The following is a 15,033-nucleotide window of genomic DNA, read 5'->3' as shown; positions in this document are numbered from 1 at the left end:
GCCTTATTTAACTCAGTTAAACCCCTGGTAAATGAACAGATACATTGACCTGATCCAACAGACGTTTGATTTTCCAACCAAAGAGTTTCATGTCGAGAACAATGAGCTCTTTTTTAATGGAGTCAATCTAATGGAGATCATCGAGACTTATGGCACTCCGCTTAAACTAACCTATTTGCCTAAGATTTCGGAAAGCATCCAAAATGCAAAAACGTATTTTGGTAATGCCATGGAAACCCACAATTACCAAGGAAAATACACTTATTGCTATTGCACCAAGTCTTCACATTTCAGTTTTGTGTTGGATGAGGCATTGAAAAATGACATCCACATCGAGACTTCCTCGACTTTTGATATTCCCTTGGTCAGAAGCCTCTATGCAAAAGGCAAAATCACCAAGGACACTTTCATAGTTTGCAATGGGTTCAAGCGGGAGCTCTACAAGCAATACATCACCGAGTTACTCAACGACGGATTTCACAACTGTGTACCTATACTCGATAATCTCGGGGAAATAGATTATTATCTCGAGCATGTAAAAGTTCCTTTTCAGGTAGGAATCCGGATTGCTTCTGATGAAGAACCCAAATTTGGCTTTTACACATCCCGACTGGGCGTTCGGTACAACGACATCTTGAAGCTATACGAAGAGAAAATCAAAGATCACCCTTTGGTAAGCTTGAAAATGCTGCACTTTTTCATCAACTCCGGGATCAAGGATACGGCTTACTATTGGTCTGAACTTACCCGATTCATCCAGAAATATGTGGATCTGAAAAAAATCGCTCCCACATTGGATACGATGGATATCGGAGGCGGCTGGCCGATCAAGACCAATGTCTTTTTCGATTACGATTACCAATACATGGCTGATCAAATCGTAAAAAACATCAAGTGGATGTGCGCAAAAAACAACACGACTGAACCAAATATCTTCACTGAATTTGGCAGTTACACCGTAGGGGAGAGCGGCGCGGTCTTGTACTCGGTTTTGGAAGAAAAGCTCCAAAACGACAAGGAACTCTGGTACATGATCGACGGATCATTCATCACCCAACTCCCTGATAGTTGGGGTTTGAACCAGAAATACATCATGCTCGCAATAAACAATTGGGATGAAACATATCACAACATTTCGCTGGGTGGACTGACTTGCGATAGCATGGACTACTACAACTCTGAAGCTCACCAGTTCAACATTTATCTCCCGAAGATAGAACCCGGGCGAAAGCAATACATCGGTTTTTTCCATACCGGAGCCTACCAGGAATCCTTGGGTGGCTATGGAGGAATTCAACATTGTCTGATTCCTGCGCCGAAACATGTCTTGATAGACCGGGACGAAAACGGAAACATCACGCACAAACTTTTCGCCAAGGATCAGACTGAGGAAAGTATGTTGAAAGTGTTGGGATATTGAACATCGGAAGACTGAAATTAAAAAAGACCGCTGCGAGGCGGTCTTTTTTGGTTTGCTGAGATTTAGTTATTCCATTTTTATCTAACCGTAATGTGATAGCAACTCTGTCGTCGCTCTTTGATCACATAGATCTTTCCTTTTTGTTGGAAGTGATTCAGGACCGTTTCCAGGTTCTTTTGTTCTTTTTGATTCCACTCCCTAACGCCATTAAACCGGATATAGGAAATATCAAAGGATACGCCATACGAATGAGAGCTCTCGCCGTCGGTGGCATTCCGGTTTCTTCTTTTTAGACTTTTTTGTTGTTCTTCCGTACGCGTGGCTGAGGTAATGGTAAAGTAATTTCCTGCTCCGGCCAAAGCTTCGTATGCTTTCCCAATTTCTTCCAGAACCTCTTTGGACTCCGGTGTGATGTATGGAAAGCTGTAAGCCAGTGAATCCACCCGGTATCCTTTTCCGAAATCAGCTTTTACCAAAGTTTTTTCATAGACCCTCCCAAAGAGATCATATTCATTTTGAATCAGGTCAAGTCCCTTCAGTTCGGCAGCACTTAGATGTTCTTCATAGGTGTCTTTTTTTAGCCTGCCGGAATAGGTAAGTAATTCCTTTAGGTTAAATCCTTCTTCTGTTTTGGTAAGCTTTTCTACTCCTTCAGTTTTGGGTTCTTTGTGAAAAAGTGCTGAATAGAATTCAAGCAATTCATATTTCAGCTCTGGTTGTAAGCTGACCACCGCAACCAGGTAAATGGAAAATAAGATGACAAAGGTGGAAACAAAAAGAAGTGTGGATTTCTTCATGGAGCAATAAACTGAGATCGACCCAGCTTTCAAGGCTTTTTGATTTCAGCGGTAAAATAGATTGAAATTAAAAAGACCGCTTGGTGGGGCGGTCTTTTTGGTTTGGTAAAGTTTTGATCAGATTACGGATTCGAAATATGCGATAGTTTTTACCAGACCTTCCTTGAGATTTACTTTCGGTTCCCAGCCCAGTTCTTCTTTCGCCAGATCGATGACCGGTTTACGTTGCATCGGATCATCCTGAGGAAGTGGCATAAAGACCAATTTACTCTTGCTATTGGTCAGGTCAATGACCAGTTGTGCTAGTTCCAGCATGGTAAACTCACCTGGATTTCCAATGTTGACCGGTCCGGTGAAGCCATCCCGGGAATTCATCAGACGGTACATTCCTTCGATGTTATCATCCACATAGCAAAAGGAGCGGGTTTGCTTACCGTCACCGTAGATGGTGATGTCCTGGCCTTTTAGGGCCTGAACGATAAAGTTGGAAACCACACGTCCGTCATTGGGATGCATCCTCGGTCCGTAGGTATTGAAAATTCGCATCACTTTGATCGAAACTCCATGCTGGCGGTGATAGTCGAAAAAGAGCGTTTCCGCACATCTTTTTCCTTCATCATAACAGGCGCGTGGACCCAAGGTATTGACATTTCCCCTGTAGGATTCCGGCTGAGGATGGACTTCTGGATCACCATAAACTTCGGAGGTGGAAGCCTGAAGAACTTTAATTTTCAGTCGCTTAGCCAAACCCAGCATATTCATCGCACCAATTACTGAGGTTTTGGTAGTCTGCACCGGGTCAAACTGGTAATGAATCGGAGAGGCAGGGCAAGCCAGATTATAGATTTCATCTACTTCAACATACAATGGGTGAGTTACATCGTGACGAAGCAACTCGAAATTCTTGTTGTCCAACAGGTGGTGGATGTTTCTTCTATTGCCTGTGAAAAAGTTATCAACACACAACACTTCGTTTCCTTCTTTGAGGAGTCGGTCACATAGATGGCTGCCCAAAAATCCGGCGCCACCACTTACTAAAATTCTTTTCATTCGAAATTTCTAAAGGATAAAAACACTCGCGGCCAAAAATAAGCAAATGTTTGCGAATTCAAATTTCAATCAGCGAACACCTATTTTTTGAAATCTGACTGTTTTTTGTTCAATGTGATCAGGATTTAAAACCATTCTCTTTTCATCTCTAAAGTCGGGTAGGAATTGGAATGAAACCTTTCGGTCAAGCCATTGATTTTTGGGAGTTCATACTCCATAAAGTACCGGGCTGTTTCGATTTTTCCCATATAGAAATCCTGTTCTGCTGATCCATTTTCCAATGCTTCCTGAGCTGTGACGGACTGATTTAACCACATCCAACCTACGCAAATCAAACCCGTTGCCTCCAAAAACAACGTGGCATCTGCCAGGAATATTTCAGGGCCTTGGTTCATTTTGAAAAGCAATTGTGCTGCGCTGTGATTGAATTTTTTCAATTGATTTTCAAAGAGTTGATGGATTGAATCTAAAGCTGAAAATTTGCTGGATTTTTCAAGAGAAGCTTGGATTTCCTGCTGCAAAAGCTTCCATCCCAATCCATCCTCAATCAAAACTTTTCTTCCCAAAAGGTCCAATCCATGAATACCGCTTGTTCCCTCATGGATCGGGTGGATTCGTGATTCCCGGAAGTATTGCTCAACCGGAAAGTCTGTCGTATACCCCGCGCCTCCCAAAATCTGAACCGCAGCGGAGGTACTCAAAACGCCCATTTCAGAAGGATAGGATTTGGCTATCGGAGTGAGGAGACCCAGAAGGCATTCACCTTGTTTTTTCTTTTCCGAATCGGTTTCCTGCGAAATTTTATCGGAAAGGATTGCGCAAAAAATAAGCAAAGCCAAAGCTCCTTCGACTACGCTTTTTTGAAACATCAACATGCGCTTGACATCCGCATGCTCAATAATTGGAACCTGAGGTTTACTAAGGTCTTTTTCTGTGATTTTTCTGCCTTGAGGCCGCTCTTTGGCATAAGCCAATGAAGCCTGAAAAGCTGCTGAAGCAATTGCCACCGCATTCATCCCAACTCCCAAGCGAGCCTCGTTCATCATCTGAAACATGTACTTGAGTCCCTGATTAGCCTCCCCAACCAGGTACCCTTCACAGCCATCGTTGCTTCCAATCATCAGATGGGCAATTGGAGCTCCTTTGTAGCCCATCTTGTGGTAGATCCCTTGAGTGAGTACATCATTTGGCTCTCCTGAAATCCGATGTTTAGGAACTACAAAAAGGGAAATCCCTTTGGTGCCTGCCGGCGCACCCTGAATCCGTGCAAGCATTAGGTGGATGATGTTTTCACAGGCATCGTGATCTCCTGCTGAAATGTAGATTTTTTGGCCTTTGATCTTATAGATACCTTCTTGGTCGGTAGGGTAAGCAGTCGTGGAAAGGTCAGACAAGGAGCTGCCGGCATCAGGTTCCGTCAGTGCCATTGTACCCTGCCAGTCACCGGAGTACATCTTTGGCGTAAATTTTTCGACCAGGGCTCTGGTCCCAAAAGTTCTAATCAGATTGGCCGCACCGGTAGTTAAAAAAGGAAAAACGCTAGCCGAATAATTTGCCGCCTGAAAGATGTATCCAGCTCCAATATGAATGGTCCAAGGGAGTTGCTGCCCGCCTTCCTCGTAGGAAAATAGGGCATTGATCCAGCCATCCTTTCCAAATTGTCGGATGATGGACTTCATACTTGGATGAATCCGGATTTTTCCATTGACCAACTGAGGTTCATTTCGGTCCATTTCGGTCAGCAAAGGGCGTAGTGACTTTTCGGCAATCTGTTCTGCGGAGTCCAAAACCAATTTGAAGGTCTCCTCGGAATGGTCTGCGAAGTAGGGGAGATGGGTTAATTCCAGGCAGTTTTGATTTTCAAAAAGCTGAAATTGTAAGTCTCTTTTGGAGTAAAAGGAAGGCATGATCTACTCGGTTTGTTGTTAAACTAAACTTGATCAGAAGGTAAAGGAAACTTTTCCAATCCGATGAATTTTTCCAAAGATTTAAACTTTTGAAAGTTGACTCCCTATAAAAACAAAAATCCCCGGCAAAGTCCATTCACCGGGGAAATTTAAGAGAAATGGGATTCTTTATTTGCGGTTTTTCACCCAAAGCAAAGCTTCTTCCACACCTCGGATTTCGGCAAGGCCTTTTAATCTACCGATGGCAGAATAGCCTGGGTTGGTTTTTTTGTGCAAATCGTCCAGCATTTGATGTCCGTGATCTGGACGCATCGGAAGGCTTTTCTTTCGTTTTTCCTGCCAATTCAAAATCTCTGAAATTACCTCTACCATAGGCACATTTCCTTCCAGGTGGTTGTCTTCAAAGAAGTTTCCTTCTGCATCCCTCTTGGTACTGCGCAGGTGGATAAAGTGAATCCGTTCTCCAAATTCCCGAACCATGGCTGGAAGGTCATTATCAGGTCTTACCCCATATGAACCTGTGCAAAACGTCAATCCGTTGTGGTGGCTGGGTGTCTCGCTCAAAATCCGTCGTGCATCTGCTGCCGTACTGACCACTCTCGGCAGCCCATACAGCGAAAACGGAGGATCATCCGGGTGAATGCAAAGATAGACTCCTACCTCCTCGGCTACAGGAGTTACTGCATCAAGAAATAGGCGAAGGTGTTCTGCCAGTTTTTTAGCGTCAATGCCTTCGTAGGTTTTCAACATGGCGCGGAATTCATCCATGGTGTAGCCGATTTCCGAACCGGGAAGTCCCTTCAGGATATTGTCAATAATAAGTTGCTTGGCATCCGGAGAAAGGGCATCATAATAAGCTTTGGTTTCGGTGATTTCCTGCTCGGAATATTCCTTAAAAGCCTCCGGACGCTGGAGGATGAACAGGTCAAAAGCTACCACCGCTTTCTTCTCATAAAGCAATGCTTTGGCTCCGTTTGGTAGCTCATATTCCAGGTTGGTACGAGTCCAATCCAGGATGGGCATGAAATTGTAGCAGACGGTGAAAACTCCTTCTGCTGCAAGATTTCGCAGGGTCTGTTTATAATTTTCAATCAGTTGCTCGAAGTCTCCGGTTCTGGTTTTTATGCGCTCATGAACGGGGACGGATTCAACAACAGACCAAGTTAGGCCTGCATCTTCAATCATTTTCTTCCGTGTCTGAATCTCTTCCCGACTCCACACTTCACCGTTTGGAATGTGATGAAGTGCTGTCACGATTCCGGTAGCGCCGGACTGTCGGATATCTCTCAGACTAACGGGATCTTTGGGACCATACCAGCGCATGGTTTGTTCCATTTTGTAGCTCATGGAAGGTGTGTTTTTGGTTATTAGGAAATTGGTTACTGAGTTACTGATTGTCTAAAGGTAAGTTAAGCGTTAAACCTTAAGTGTTAAAAGTTATGGAGTAATTCCATCTTCGATTAACAATTAACTATTACCGATTCTACACTCCGGAATAGGCGCTGAAGCCACCGTCCACTGCCACGATCGTTCCGGTGACAAAAGCAGACGCATCACTGCAAAGCCACTGAAGTGCACCGAGCAAGTCCTCGGGTTTCCCGAATCTGTTCATTGGCGTGTGGGTGATGATTTGATTTCCCCGTTGGGTTAGGCTTCCGTCTGCTTCGGTTAATAAGGTTCTGTTTTGCTCGGTCAGAAAAAAGCCAGGAGCGATTGCATTGACCCGAAATTTTGGTCCGTGCTTGTGAGCCAATTCTACCGAAAGCCACTTGGTCAGGTTGTCAATGGCGGCTTTAGCAGAGGCGTAACCCATCACCCGAGTCATGGGTCGGGTAGCTGCCATCGAACTGATATTGAGAATATTCCCTGCTCCTATTTTCAGCATCAAAGGTAATAAGGCCTTGATCGGAAGCACGGTTCCCAGGTAATTCAGGTCCATGACTTTTCGTAAAGCTGAGGTGTCGAGATCCAGGAAATTTTGGTCAGGGCGGATGACTGCACCGGGCATATTTCCTCCCGCAGAATTAATCAGGACATCAATATGTCCATGTTGGGTTTCAATTACTTTGGCGACCTTATCCAAAGACTCTTCATCCGTCACGTCCCCAAAATACCCAAATGCTTTGCCTCCCTTGGAATTGATTTCCAAAACCAACTCATTGACTTTTTCAGGTGTACGACCCAAAATCAAGAGTTCAGCTCCTTGGGAAGCAAGATGTAAAGCCATGGTTTTTCCAAGCACTCCGGTAGCACCGGAAAATGCGATTTTCTTCCCTTCCAGTGAAAAGAGATCAGTTGTGTCCATTTAAAGTTGATAGTTAGAAGGAGAGAAGTCGAAGTAGTTTTTGGCGTTGTGGTAGCAGATGTCTGAAACCAGTTTTCCCAGCCATTTTTCATCCCATGGAAGCTCCCCATTTTTTACATCTTGACCGATAAGGTTGCAAAGGATTCTTCGAAAGTATTCATGGCGGGGAAAGGAGAGGAAGCTGCGGGAATCGGTCAGCATTCCGATAAAGCAGCTTACCAATCCCATGTTGGAAAGTGTATTTAGTTGCTTTTCCATACCGTCTTTTTGGTCCAGGTACCACCAGCCTGATCCGTATTGGATTTTTCCTTTCACCGACCCGTCGTTGAAGTTGCCGACCATCGTGGCAAAAACTTCATTATCTCTTGGATTCAGGTTGTAAAGGACAGTTTTGGTTAATTGGTCTGAGGAATCCAACTCATTGAGAAATGAAGCAAGTGCCTTTGCCTGATCAAAATCCCCAATAGAATCAAATCCCGTATCCGGGCCCAACTCCCGCAACATTCTGGAATTGGTATTTCTCAATGCACCGAGGTGAAACTGCTGCACCCAGCCTTTAGCGTGGTACATTTTGCAGAGTTTTTTGAGAACCTTAAACTTGAAGTATTCGACTTCTTCCGAAGTCGGGGTACTTCCTCTAAGGATCTTGACCAGGATTCCGTCAGCCGAAAATTTGGTTTCGGAAGAGTAAACTAGATTTTCCAATCCGTGATCGGACAATCGGCAACCTCTGGAATGGAAAAAGTCTACCCGATTGGAAAGTGCCTCGATCAGTTTGTCAAAGGAGGTGATTTCAAAACCGACAACCGCTCCAAGTTTACTCAGATAGGCCTTGTAGCTTTCCGGATTTTCAATAGCAAAAGACTTGTCGGGTCGAAAAGCCGGATAGAGTTTTACTTTCCCATTTGCATGATGGTATGTTTCATGGTGTTCAAGAGAATCGGCTGGATCGTCTGTGGAGCAGACCACTTCCACATTCATTTTTTCCAATAGGCCCTGGGCTCCAAAATCCTGATTTTGGAGCAATTCAGAGGAATGAAGGTAAATTTCCGCAGCATTTGCAGGGGTCAATAGTTCATCGACTCCAAAGTATCTTTTCAATTCCATGTGGGTCCAATGGAATAGGGGATTCCTGATTGTAAAGGGAACGGTATAGGCCCACTTGTCAAATTTTTCGGTATCAGAGGCCTCTCCTGTGATGAATTTCTCAGAAATCCCCAAAGTGCGCATCGCTCTCCATTTGTAGTGATCTCCAGCCAGCCAGATTTTACTGATATTCTCAAACCTCCTGTTTTGTGCGATTTCTCCAGGAGGGAGGTGGTTGTGGTAGTCGATGATGGGGAGGTTTTTGGCGTAGTCGTGATATAGAATTTTTGCGAAATCAGAGTGCAACAAAAAGTCTTCGGTCAGGAAGGAATTTTGGGTTTGGATCATAAAGGCGACGTGTTGGCTAGATGGGTGTCAGAATACCAATCTAAATTTACCCTGAATAACTGCCTGCATGGTATTTAAATACGGAAACGTTTTCGAAATTATATAAGTGGAATAATTTCCTTAATTTATGGCTGCTGAATTTATTGAAGCAATTTTTAGCCCAATTAACCCTGATAATCTATGAGTGCCGGAGTGAATTTGAAAGAGCTTGCAGCTGAACTGAAGCTTTCCCCCTCAACCGTTTCGAGGGCGCTGAATGATAGCTACGAGATTAGTGAAGAGACAAAAAAGAAGGTCGTAAGCATGGCCGAAAAGCTCAACTACCAGCCCAATCCATTTGCCAGAAGCCTTAGAGAAAACAAAAGCAAGACCATTGCGGTGGTAATGCCGGAGCGGATGAGCAGTTTTTTCGCTAAAGTAATTGACGGAATCGAAGAAGTCACCCAGCAGCATGGCTACCATCTCTTGGTCTATAGCACTCATGAGGATGTGGAGCGGGAAAAGAAAATTGTCAACTTGCTCATGAATGGAAGGGCAGACGCCATTGTAATGTCTGTTTCCAGCCAAACTAGCGATATTTCTCACTTGACCCGTCTGCATGACCGGGGATTCCCATTGGTATTCTTTGACCGGATTTGCCCGGATATTCCCACTACCAAGTTCATTACCAACGATTATGAAAGTTCATTTGAAGGAACAAAGCACCTGATTCAGCAGGGGTGCAGAAAGATTGCTTTTCTGATGCTTTCCAAGGAATTGTCCATTACCAAAGAGCGGTACAGAGGATATTTGGATGCGTTGAAATCGGCAGGACTTTCTCCGGAACCTTCCTTGCATATTACCTGTGCGCATGAAGAAGAAAAGAATATTGAGGCCATTCGAAATATGCTCCTTTCCAAAGAGCGCCCGGATGGTATTGTTTCTTCCGTGGAAAAATTGGCTTTGGCCACCTATCACGCTGTAAAACGAACAGATATCAAAATCCCTGAGGATTTAAAAATCATCAGTTTCTTTTCCAACCTGAGCATTGCAGGATTGCTCACCCCTTCACTGACAACCATTACCCAGCCGGCCTTCTCGATCGGGGAGGAATGTGCAAAAATGTTAATTAAGAAACTGACAAAACCACGTCAACCTGACCTTCCAAATCAGGTAATAAGCATTCCGTCAAAAATCACGATCAGATCTTCCACTATTGCAGTATAATTTGTTTGGTTTTCTTAATTAAAGAAAAACGGCCCCGAATTTCGGGGCCGTTTTCTTTTTATAGGTCATCTTAGCTTAGTAGCCGGTATTCTGAGGGAAGGCACTTGCTCCTCCTTTTGCCCTGTCAATCTGATTCTGTGGAATTGGTCTCAGCACATGGAAATCCTTGATGTTAGGCGCGCCCTGCGGATTGTAAAGCTTAACGCGTTCGATCAAAATTCCCCATCTCTTCAAATCAAGCCAGCGAGTTTGCTCTCCAATGAGTTCACGTGCTCTTTCCTCTGTCAAGAACTCGAAAGTCATTTGAGCTTGCGTAATTTCCATGGCATTCTCTTTTCCAGGGAAGGCTGCTCTTCTTCTCACGGCATTAATTGCAGTTGTAGCTTCTGCAATTTTTCCCTGCCGAAACAGAGACTCAGCGAGTAATAGGTAAGTATCAGCAAGTCTGAACGCAATGTAATCTCTTCCACCCTCGAATTGAGTCAAATCTGCTCTTCCTGGATCAAGGTGTTTTTTCAATCCTGGGAATAGTTTTTCATCATATCGACTTGGAACTAGCACCTGATACTTTTTCTTAGCGCGGTCGGCGGTTGACATTTCAAACCCGGGGATGAAGATAGCGGTATCACCTGCTGCAAAGGTTACAGAGGGTTTGGAAGTGTCGAAGGAAGTATTGTATGTGCCTGGCCGATTGGAGAAATAGACATCAATGAACGTCTTTTTGTATCTGCTGTCATTTTCTCTATTGGAAAACACCTTGTCCAAGGTATAAACTGTTGGTCGGTATCTCTTGAAAGGTCTTCCGTTTTGGGTGTCACGACGCATTCCGGATTGGGTGTCGTACTCCATTAGGAAAAACACGTGAGCATTATTTCCTCCCCCATTGGTGAGTGGATCACGGGTATACTGGATCGACCAAATGACTTCGTCGTTGATTTCATTACCGAATGCGTGTACAGATGCAAAATCCGGTAATAGACGGAAGCCGTAATTAGCAATTACACTTTTAAGCAGGGGCTCAGCCTTGGCGAAATCATCACTTGCTTTAGAAGAAGAAGTTCCTTTGGTGATGTAAACTCTGGCCAATAGGTGCTCAGCTGCAGGTTTGGTCGCTCTTCCGTATTGAGAAGAAGCTTTTTTAGCTTCCAAATCAGGTATCGCTTCAGTAAGGTCCTTAATAATGGAAGCATAGATCTCAGATTCAGGAGTTCGGGATACTTCGTTGGTAGGAACTACGGTTTCTGTCAATCTTAACTCTACAGGACCAAACAACTGCACCATCAGAAAATAGTGGTGAGCTCGAATGAATTTAGCTTCTGCGATTCGTTGTTTTCTTACCGCATCGGTGATTCCATCTACGTTTGGAGCTCTGTCGATAACTGCATTACAAGCATTAATACCCCTGTAAAATTCATCCCAAAGTTCTCGAACTGAAGAATTTTGAGAATCAAATTGGTTGGTGTAGGTATTCATGAACTTAAAAGATCCATCAGCACCATTGGTATAGATGTCTGTCCCAAATTCAGAGAGGTTATTTCCACGCTCGGTGCCATACCAAGATCTCATGGTGCTATAGGCAGCGCTCACAGCATCATCGATCCCTTTGGGGGTATTCATGTATTCACTACCGATCTGGGAGATCACATCCTCCTCCAACATATCCTGGCAAGACACTGCCATGCTAAGGCCCATGACCATCAACCCGGATTTGAGCCAAGTCTTAAATTGGTTATGAAATGATATATTTTTCATTTTTTAATTCTTTTGGATTAAAATTTAGCACTGATTCCAAAGGTGTACTGCACAACCGGAGGTGTCACGTTGGAGTTGACCACACCACCTTCTACACCTTGTTCACCGTCGATAAATACTTCAGGATCGATTCCTTTGTGAACTTTTCTGTATTCTGAGAATATGAAAGGATTCTGAATGCTGGTGTAAAGGCGTAGACTGCTTAGACCGATTTTTTCCAATACGTTCGACCCGAAGGTATATCCCAGATTGATGTTTCTTACTTTCAGGAACGTTCCGTTGAAGTAAGACATAGAGCTGGAATACTTAGGGAATTCCTGATTTTGGTTTGGTCTTGGGTAAGCATTGGTTGGATTATTAGGAGTCCAATAGTCCACGGCTAGGTTATTGTATCTTCCAAACAGCGTGTTGAAGTTATCATGGAATGCACTTCGGATCATTGAGCCAACCCGTGCAAAAATGAAGAAGGAGAAATCAAAACCTTTGTAATTGAATCGATTGGTCATACCCATGGAGAAGTCAGGAACAGCTGATCCTAGGATGATACGATCCAGGGAATTGATTCGGTTGTCACCATTGGTGTCCTGAATTTTGATTTCTCCGGGCTTATCCCCAAAACCAGCAGCGATATCTTTCTCTGAAGTCTGCCAGATTCCAAGTTTATTCCAATCATAAAACACAGTCAAAGGCTGACCGATAAATCGACCTGCAGCAATGTCGTCTCCATTTGGCAAGGAAATGATTTCTTCCCTGTTTCTGGTGAATAACAAATCCGTTGACCAAGAGAAATCTCCTTTTTCTATGTTGAGAGTAGAGAGGGTAAATTCAATACCTCTGTTTTGAGTTTCTCCAATATTGGTGGTGAATCCTCCAAATCCTGTGGAGTTAGGAAGTGGCTGAGGAGCCAATAGGTCAGAGGTATTTGTGATATAATATTCCAAAGTACCGAAAACACGGTCCTTGAAGATTGAGAAATCAATACCGGTATTAAATGTAGTAGAGGTTTCCCATCTCAAGTCTGGATTTCCGATGGTATTTGGACGATAGCCGAATGCCGCTGTATTGTCCCATGCGTAGCTTGTTCGACCTAGCAAAGCCTGCGTCTGATAAGGAGTGATCGCCTGGTTACCAATGGACCCATAGCTGACCCTAAACTTCAACTGATTGATCCAAGAAGAGGATTTCAGGAAATCTTCCTGATGAACATTCCAACCAAAAGCTACTGAAGGGAAGAAGCCGAATTTGTTGTTTTCACCAAATCGGGAGCTACCGTCCGAACGGATGGTACCGGTCAACAGGTATTTTCCTTTGAAGTCATAGTTGACACGGGCCATGTACGAAAGGAGTGACCATTCCACCAAGTTGGTATTGGCGCCTGTAATTTGGGAAGCATCGCCCAGTCTATGGTAGAGCTGAGATGGGGCAGGGATTCCCTGAACGCTTATTGTGGACTGCTCAAACCGATCTTTTTGAAAGGACTGCAATAAGTCAACTTTAAGGTTGTGAACCTGACCCAATGTTTTGGTGTAGGTCAAGATGTTTTCAACGGTATAGTTGAAGTTGAATCGATCGTCTACACTTCCCGTTGGAGGTCCGCCTCGTCTGGCATTAGTCTGTGATCCGGTAAATCGACCGTTTCTACGGACATTAAGATCAGGTCCAAATACAAATCGATAAGTAAGACCCTTGGTAATCTCCCAGTTTAGGAAGATACTATTGAAAATACGATATCGGAATGTTTCATCAACCTGTGCACCAGGGATGATTTCGGCAAACGGATTGGTTCTCAAACCGTCATTGGTTGGCGTGAAAATCAAGTTCCCCTCATCATCGTAAGGTTTTCCGAGAGGATTTTCTTGGAGAGCTCCACCTAGTGGATTGAAGTTTTCTCCATTTCGTTCACTGTAGGTAAACAGCGTGGAGGTACCAATCTTTACCTTTTTGTTGATTTGGTGGTCCAAATTGATTCGAAAGGTATACCGTGAGAAATCTTGGTTGTAGATGATACCTAAATCTTTGAAATAATTACCTGAGACAAAGAAGGTAGTCTTTTCGTTACCGCCACTTACACCGATTTGATGGCTTTGGATATTACCCTGACGGATTAATCCTCCAACGTAGTCTGTGCTTCTGCCCAATTCGATGCTTTCCAGTTCAACAGGTTCAAAGATTTTTGCATCAGCAGCTGGAGTTGCTGGGCCTTCTGGATATGCACCGGTGGTGCGTCTTGATTCTCTTTTATATTCGGCAAATTGAGGACCGTCAAATACCTCAATTTGTCCTAGTTCTTGGTTGACACCATAATAGGAGTCCAAGGAAACAATGGTTTTGCCCACGTTACCTCTTTTGGTGGTGATCAAAACTACCCCGTTTGCACCTCTGGAACCATAGATAGCTGTAGCCGAGGCATCTTTCAACACTTCCATAGAAGTGATGTCCTGTGGGTTGATGTCTTCAAGACCACCTACCGTAGGGATTCCGTCCACTACATAGAGAGGTTCATTTGAAGCGTTGAATGATCTACGTCCACGAATTCGAACTTGAGGAGCTGCACCTGGCTTTGAACCAGCCTGAGTCACATCGACACCTGCCGCACGTCCTTGCAATGCTTGTCTGGCATCTGTAATCGGAAGTTCCTGGATTTCTTTAGTACCCACAGAGGATATTGCGCCCGTAAGCTGGCTTTTCTTCACGGTACCATAGCCCACTACCACCACCTCATCAAGTTCCGAGAGGTCTGGAGAAAGAGCTGCATCAATAATACTTCTATTACCGATTGTTTCCTCTATTGTGGTATAACCGATAAATGAAAAGACCAGCACTCCATTGGCTGGACCAGAGATGGAATATTTTCCATCCAAATCAGTAGTGGTACCTTTGGTGGAACCTTTTAGGAGAATGGTCACACCCGGTAGGGGCGATCCTGTTTCATCCGAAACGGTCCCAGTCACTTGCACATCCTGCGCTTTCGCAAGGCCTGCGCTAAGCAATACCATCAACACCACCGACAGGTAAGTGTAAAATTTTGTACGCATAGTTATAGGGATTATTGTTAATAGATAGAATTGGTTCATGTTTTAAGTATTCATCACTCTATGTTGATGAATGGAAAAATTTGATGAATTCCATGTGTAAAAGGTAGATAGAAGGTCAGGAATCTTC

General features: G+C 44.0%; 10 protein-coding genes. 2 read left to right on the top strand and 8 right to left on the bottom strand.

Features of this window, described 5'->3' with window-relative positions; genetic code table 11:
• Positions 1-31 precede the first annotated feature (31 nt).
• Positions 32-1,420, top strand: a complete 1,389-nt coding sequence (locus D0X99_RS10710) for an arginine decarboxylase (RefSeq protein ID WP_119477819.1) — start codon at positions 32-34, stop codon at positions 1,418-1,420.
• A gap of 77 nt (positions 1,421-1,497) precedes the next feature.
• Here D0X99_RS10710 and D0X99_RS10705 read toward each other — a convergent pair whose 3' ends face one another.
• The 6 genes from D0X99_RS10705 to uxaC form a co-directional block, all read right to left on the bottom strand.
• A complete protein-coding gene (locus tag D0X99_RS10705) occupies positions 1,498-2,217 on the bottom strand; it encodes a DUF5715 family protein (RefSeq protein ID WP_119477818.1) in 720 nt (239 codons plus the stop codon).
• Between the two features lie 117 nt (positions 2,218-2,334).
• Positions 2,335-3,267: a UDP-glucuronic acid decarboxylase family protein gene (locus D0X99_RS10700; protein ID WP_119477817.1), complete on the bottom strand. Its 933-nt coding sequence runs from the start codon at positions 3,265-3,267 to the stop codon at positions 2,335-2,337.
• A gap of 125 nt (positions 3,268-3,392) precedes the next feature.
• Positions 3,393-5,174 (bottom strand): acyl-CoA dehydrogenase, encoded by a 1,782-nt coding sequence (locus D0X99_RS10695; protein ID WP_119477816.1) that lies wholly within the window; start codon positions 5,172-5,174, stop codon positions 3,393-3,395.
• A gap of 168 nt (positions 5,175-5,342) precedes the next feature.
• Entirely contained in the window at positions 5,343-6,521 is a 1,179-nt protein-coding gene (gene uxuA / locus D0X99_RS10690; RefSeq protein ID WP_119477815.1) for a mannonate dehydratase, read from the bottom strand.
• Positions 6,522-6,657: 136 nt separating this feature from the next.
• The gene (locus D0X99_RS10685; protein WP_119477814.1) at positions 6,658-7,479 is read right to left on the bottom strand and encodes an SDR family oxidoreductase; all 822 of its coding nucleotides are present in this window, start codon (positions 7,477-7,479) and stop codon (positions 6,658-6,660) included.
• Positions 7,480-8,913, bottom strand: coding sequence for a glucuronate isomerase (gene uxaC, locus D0X99_RS10680; protein WP_119477813.1), 1,434 nt, complete (start codon positions 8,911-8,913; stop codon positions 7,480-7,482). It lies immediately after the preceding gene.
• 180 nt (positions 8,914-9,093) lie between these two features.
• Between uxaC and D0X99_RS10675 the strand changes: the two genes are divergently transcribed.
• Complete coding sequence (locus D0X99_RS10675; protein WP_119477812.1) at positions 9,094-10,119, top strand: LacI family DNA-binding transcriptional regulator; 1,026 nt, start codon at positions 9,094-9,096, stop codon at positions 10,117-10,119.
• 75 nt (positions 10,120-10,194) lie between these two features.
• On the opposite strand, the gene D0X99_RS10670 is transcribed toward D0X99_RS10675, so the two are convergent.
• Positions 10,195-11,871 carry a RagB/SusD family nutrient uptake outer membrane protein gene (locus D0X99_RS10670; RefSeq protein ID WP_119477811.1) on the bottom strand — a complete coding sequence of 559 codons (1,677 nt, stop codon included), beginning with the start codon at positions 11,869-11,871 and terminating at the stop codon, positions 10,195-10,197.
• Positions 11,872-11,888: 17 nt separating this feature from the next.
• Positions 11,889-14,906 carry a SusC/RagA family TonB-linked outer membrane protein gene (locus D0X99_RS10665; RefSeq protein ID WP_119477810.1) on the bottom strand — a complete coding sequence of 1,006 codons (3,018 nt, stop codon included), beginning with the start codon at positions 14,904-14,906 and terminating at the stop codon, positions 11,889-11,891.
• Between the last annotated feature and the right edge of the window lie 127 nt (positions 14,907-15,033).

Source organism: Algoriphagus lacus (assembly GCF_003583985.1).
In the GTDB taxonomy this organism is placed as follows: Bacteria; Bacteroidota; Bacteroidia; order Cytophagales; family Cyclobacteriaceae; genus Algoriphagus; species Algoriphagus lacus.
The sequence above is the reverse complement of the archived record's forward strand: the minus strand, read 5'-3'. Positions and strand labels throughout refer to the sequence as shown.

Coding starts and splice junctions, on each gene's coding strand:
- D0X99_RS10695 (WP_119477816.1), bottom strand. CDS start 5,174: ATGCCTTCCTTTTACTCCAAAAGAGACTTACAATTTCAGCTTTTTGAA.
- D0X99_RS10670 (WP_119477811.1), bottom strand. CDS start 11,871: ATGAAAAATATATCATTTCATAACCAATTTAAGACTTGGCTCAAATCC.
- D0X99_RS10700 (WP_119477817.1), bottom strand. CDS start 3,267: ATGAAAAGAATTTTAGTAAGTGGTGGCGCCGGATTTTTGGGCAGCCAT.
- uxaC (WP_119477813.1), bottom strand. CDS start 8,913: ATGATCCAAACCCAAAATTCCTTCCTGACCGAAGACTTTTTGTTGCAC.
- uxuA (WP_119477815.1), bottom strand. CDS start 6,521: ATGAGCTACAAAATGGAACAAACCATGCGCTGGTATGGTCCCAAAGAT.
- D0X99_RS10710 (WP_119477819.1), top strand. CDS start 32: ATGAACAGATACATTGACCTGATCCAACAGACGTTTGATTTTCCAACC.
- D0X99_RS10685 (WP_119477814.1), bottom strand. CDS start 7,479: ATGGACACAACTGATCTCTTTTCACTGGAAGGGAAGAAAATCGCATTT.
- D0X99_RS10705 (WP_119477818.1), bottom strand. CDS start 2,217: ATGAAGAAATCCACACTTCTTTTTGTTTCCACCTTTGTCATCTTATTT.
- D0X99_RS10665 (WP_119477810.1), bottom strand. CDS start 14,906: ATGCGTACAAAATTTTACACTTACCTGTCGGTGGTGTTGATGGTATTG.
- D0X99_RS10675 (WP_119477812.1), top strand. CDS start 9,094: ATGAGTGCCGGAGTGAATTTGAAAGAGCTTGCAGCTGAACTGAAGCTT.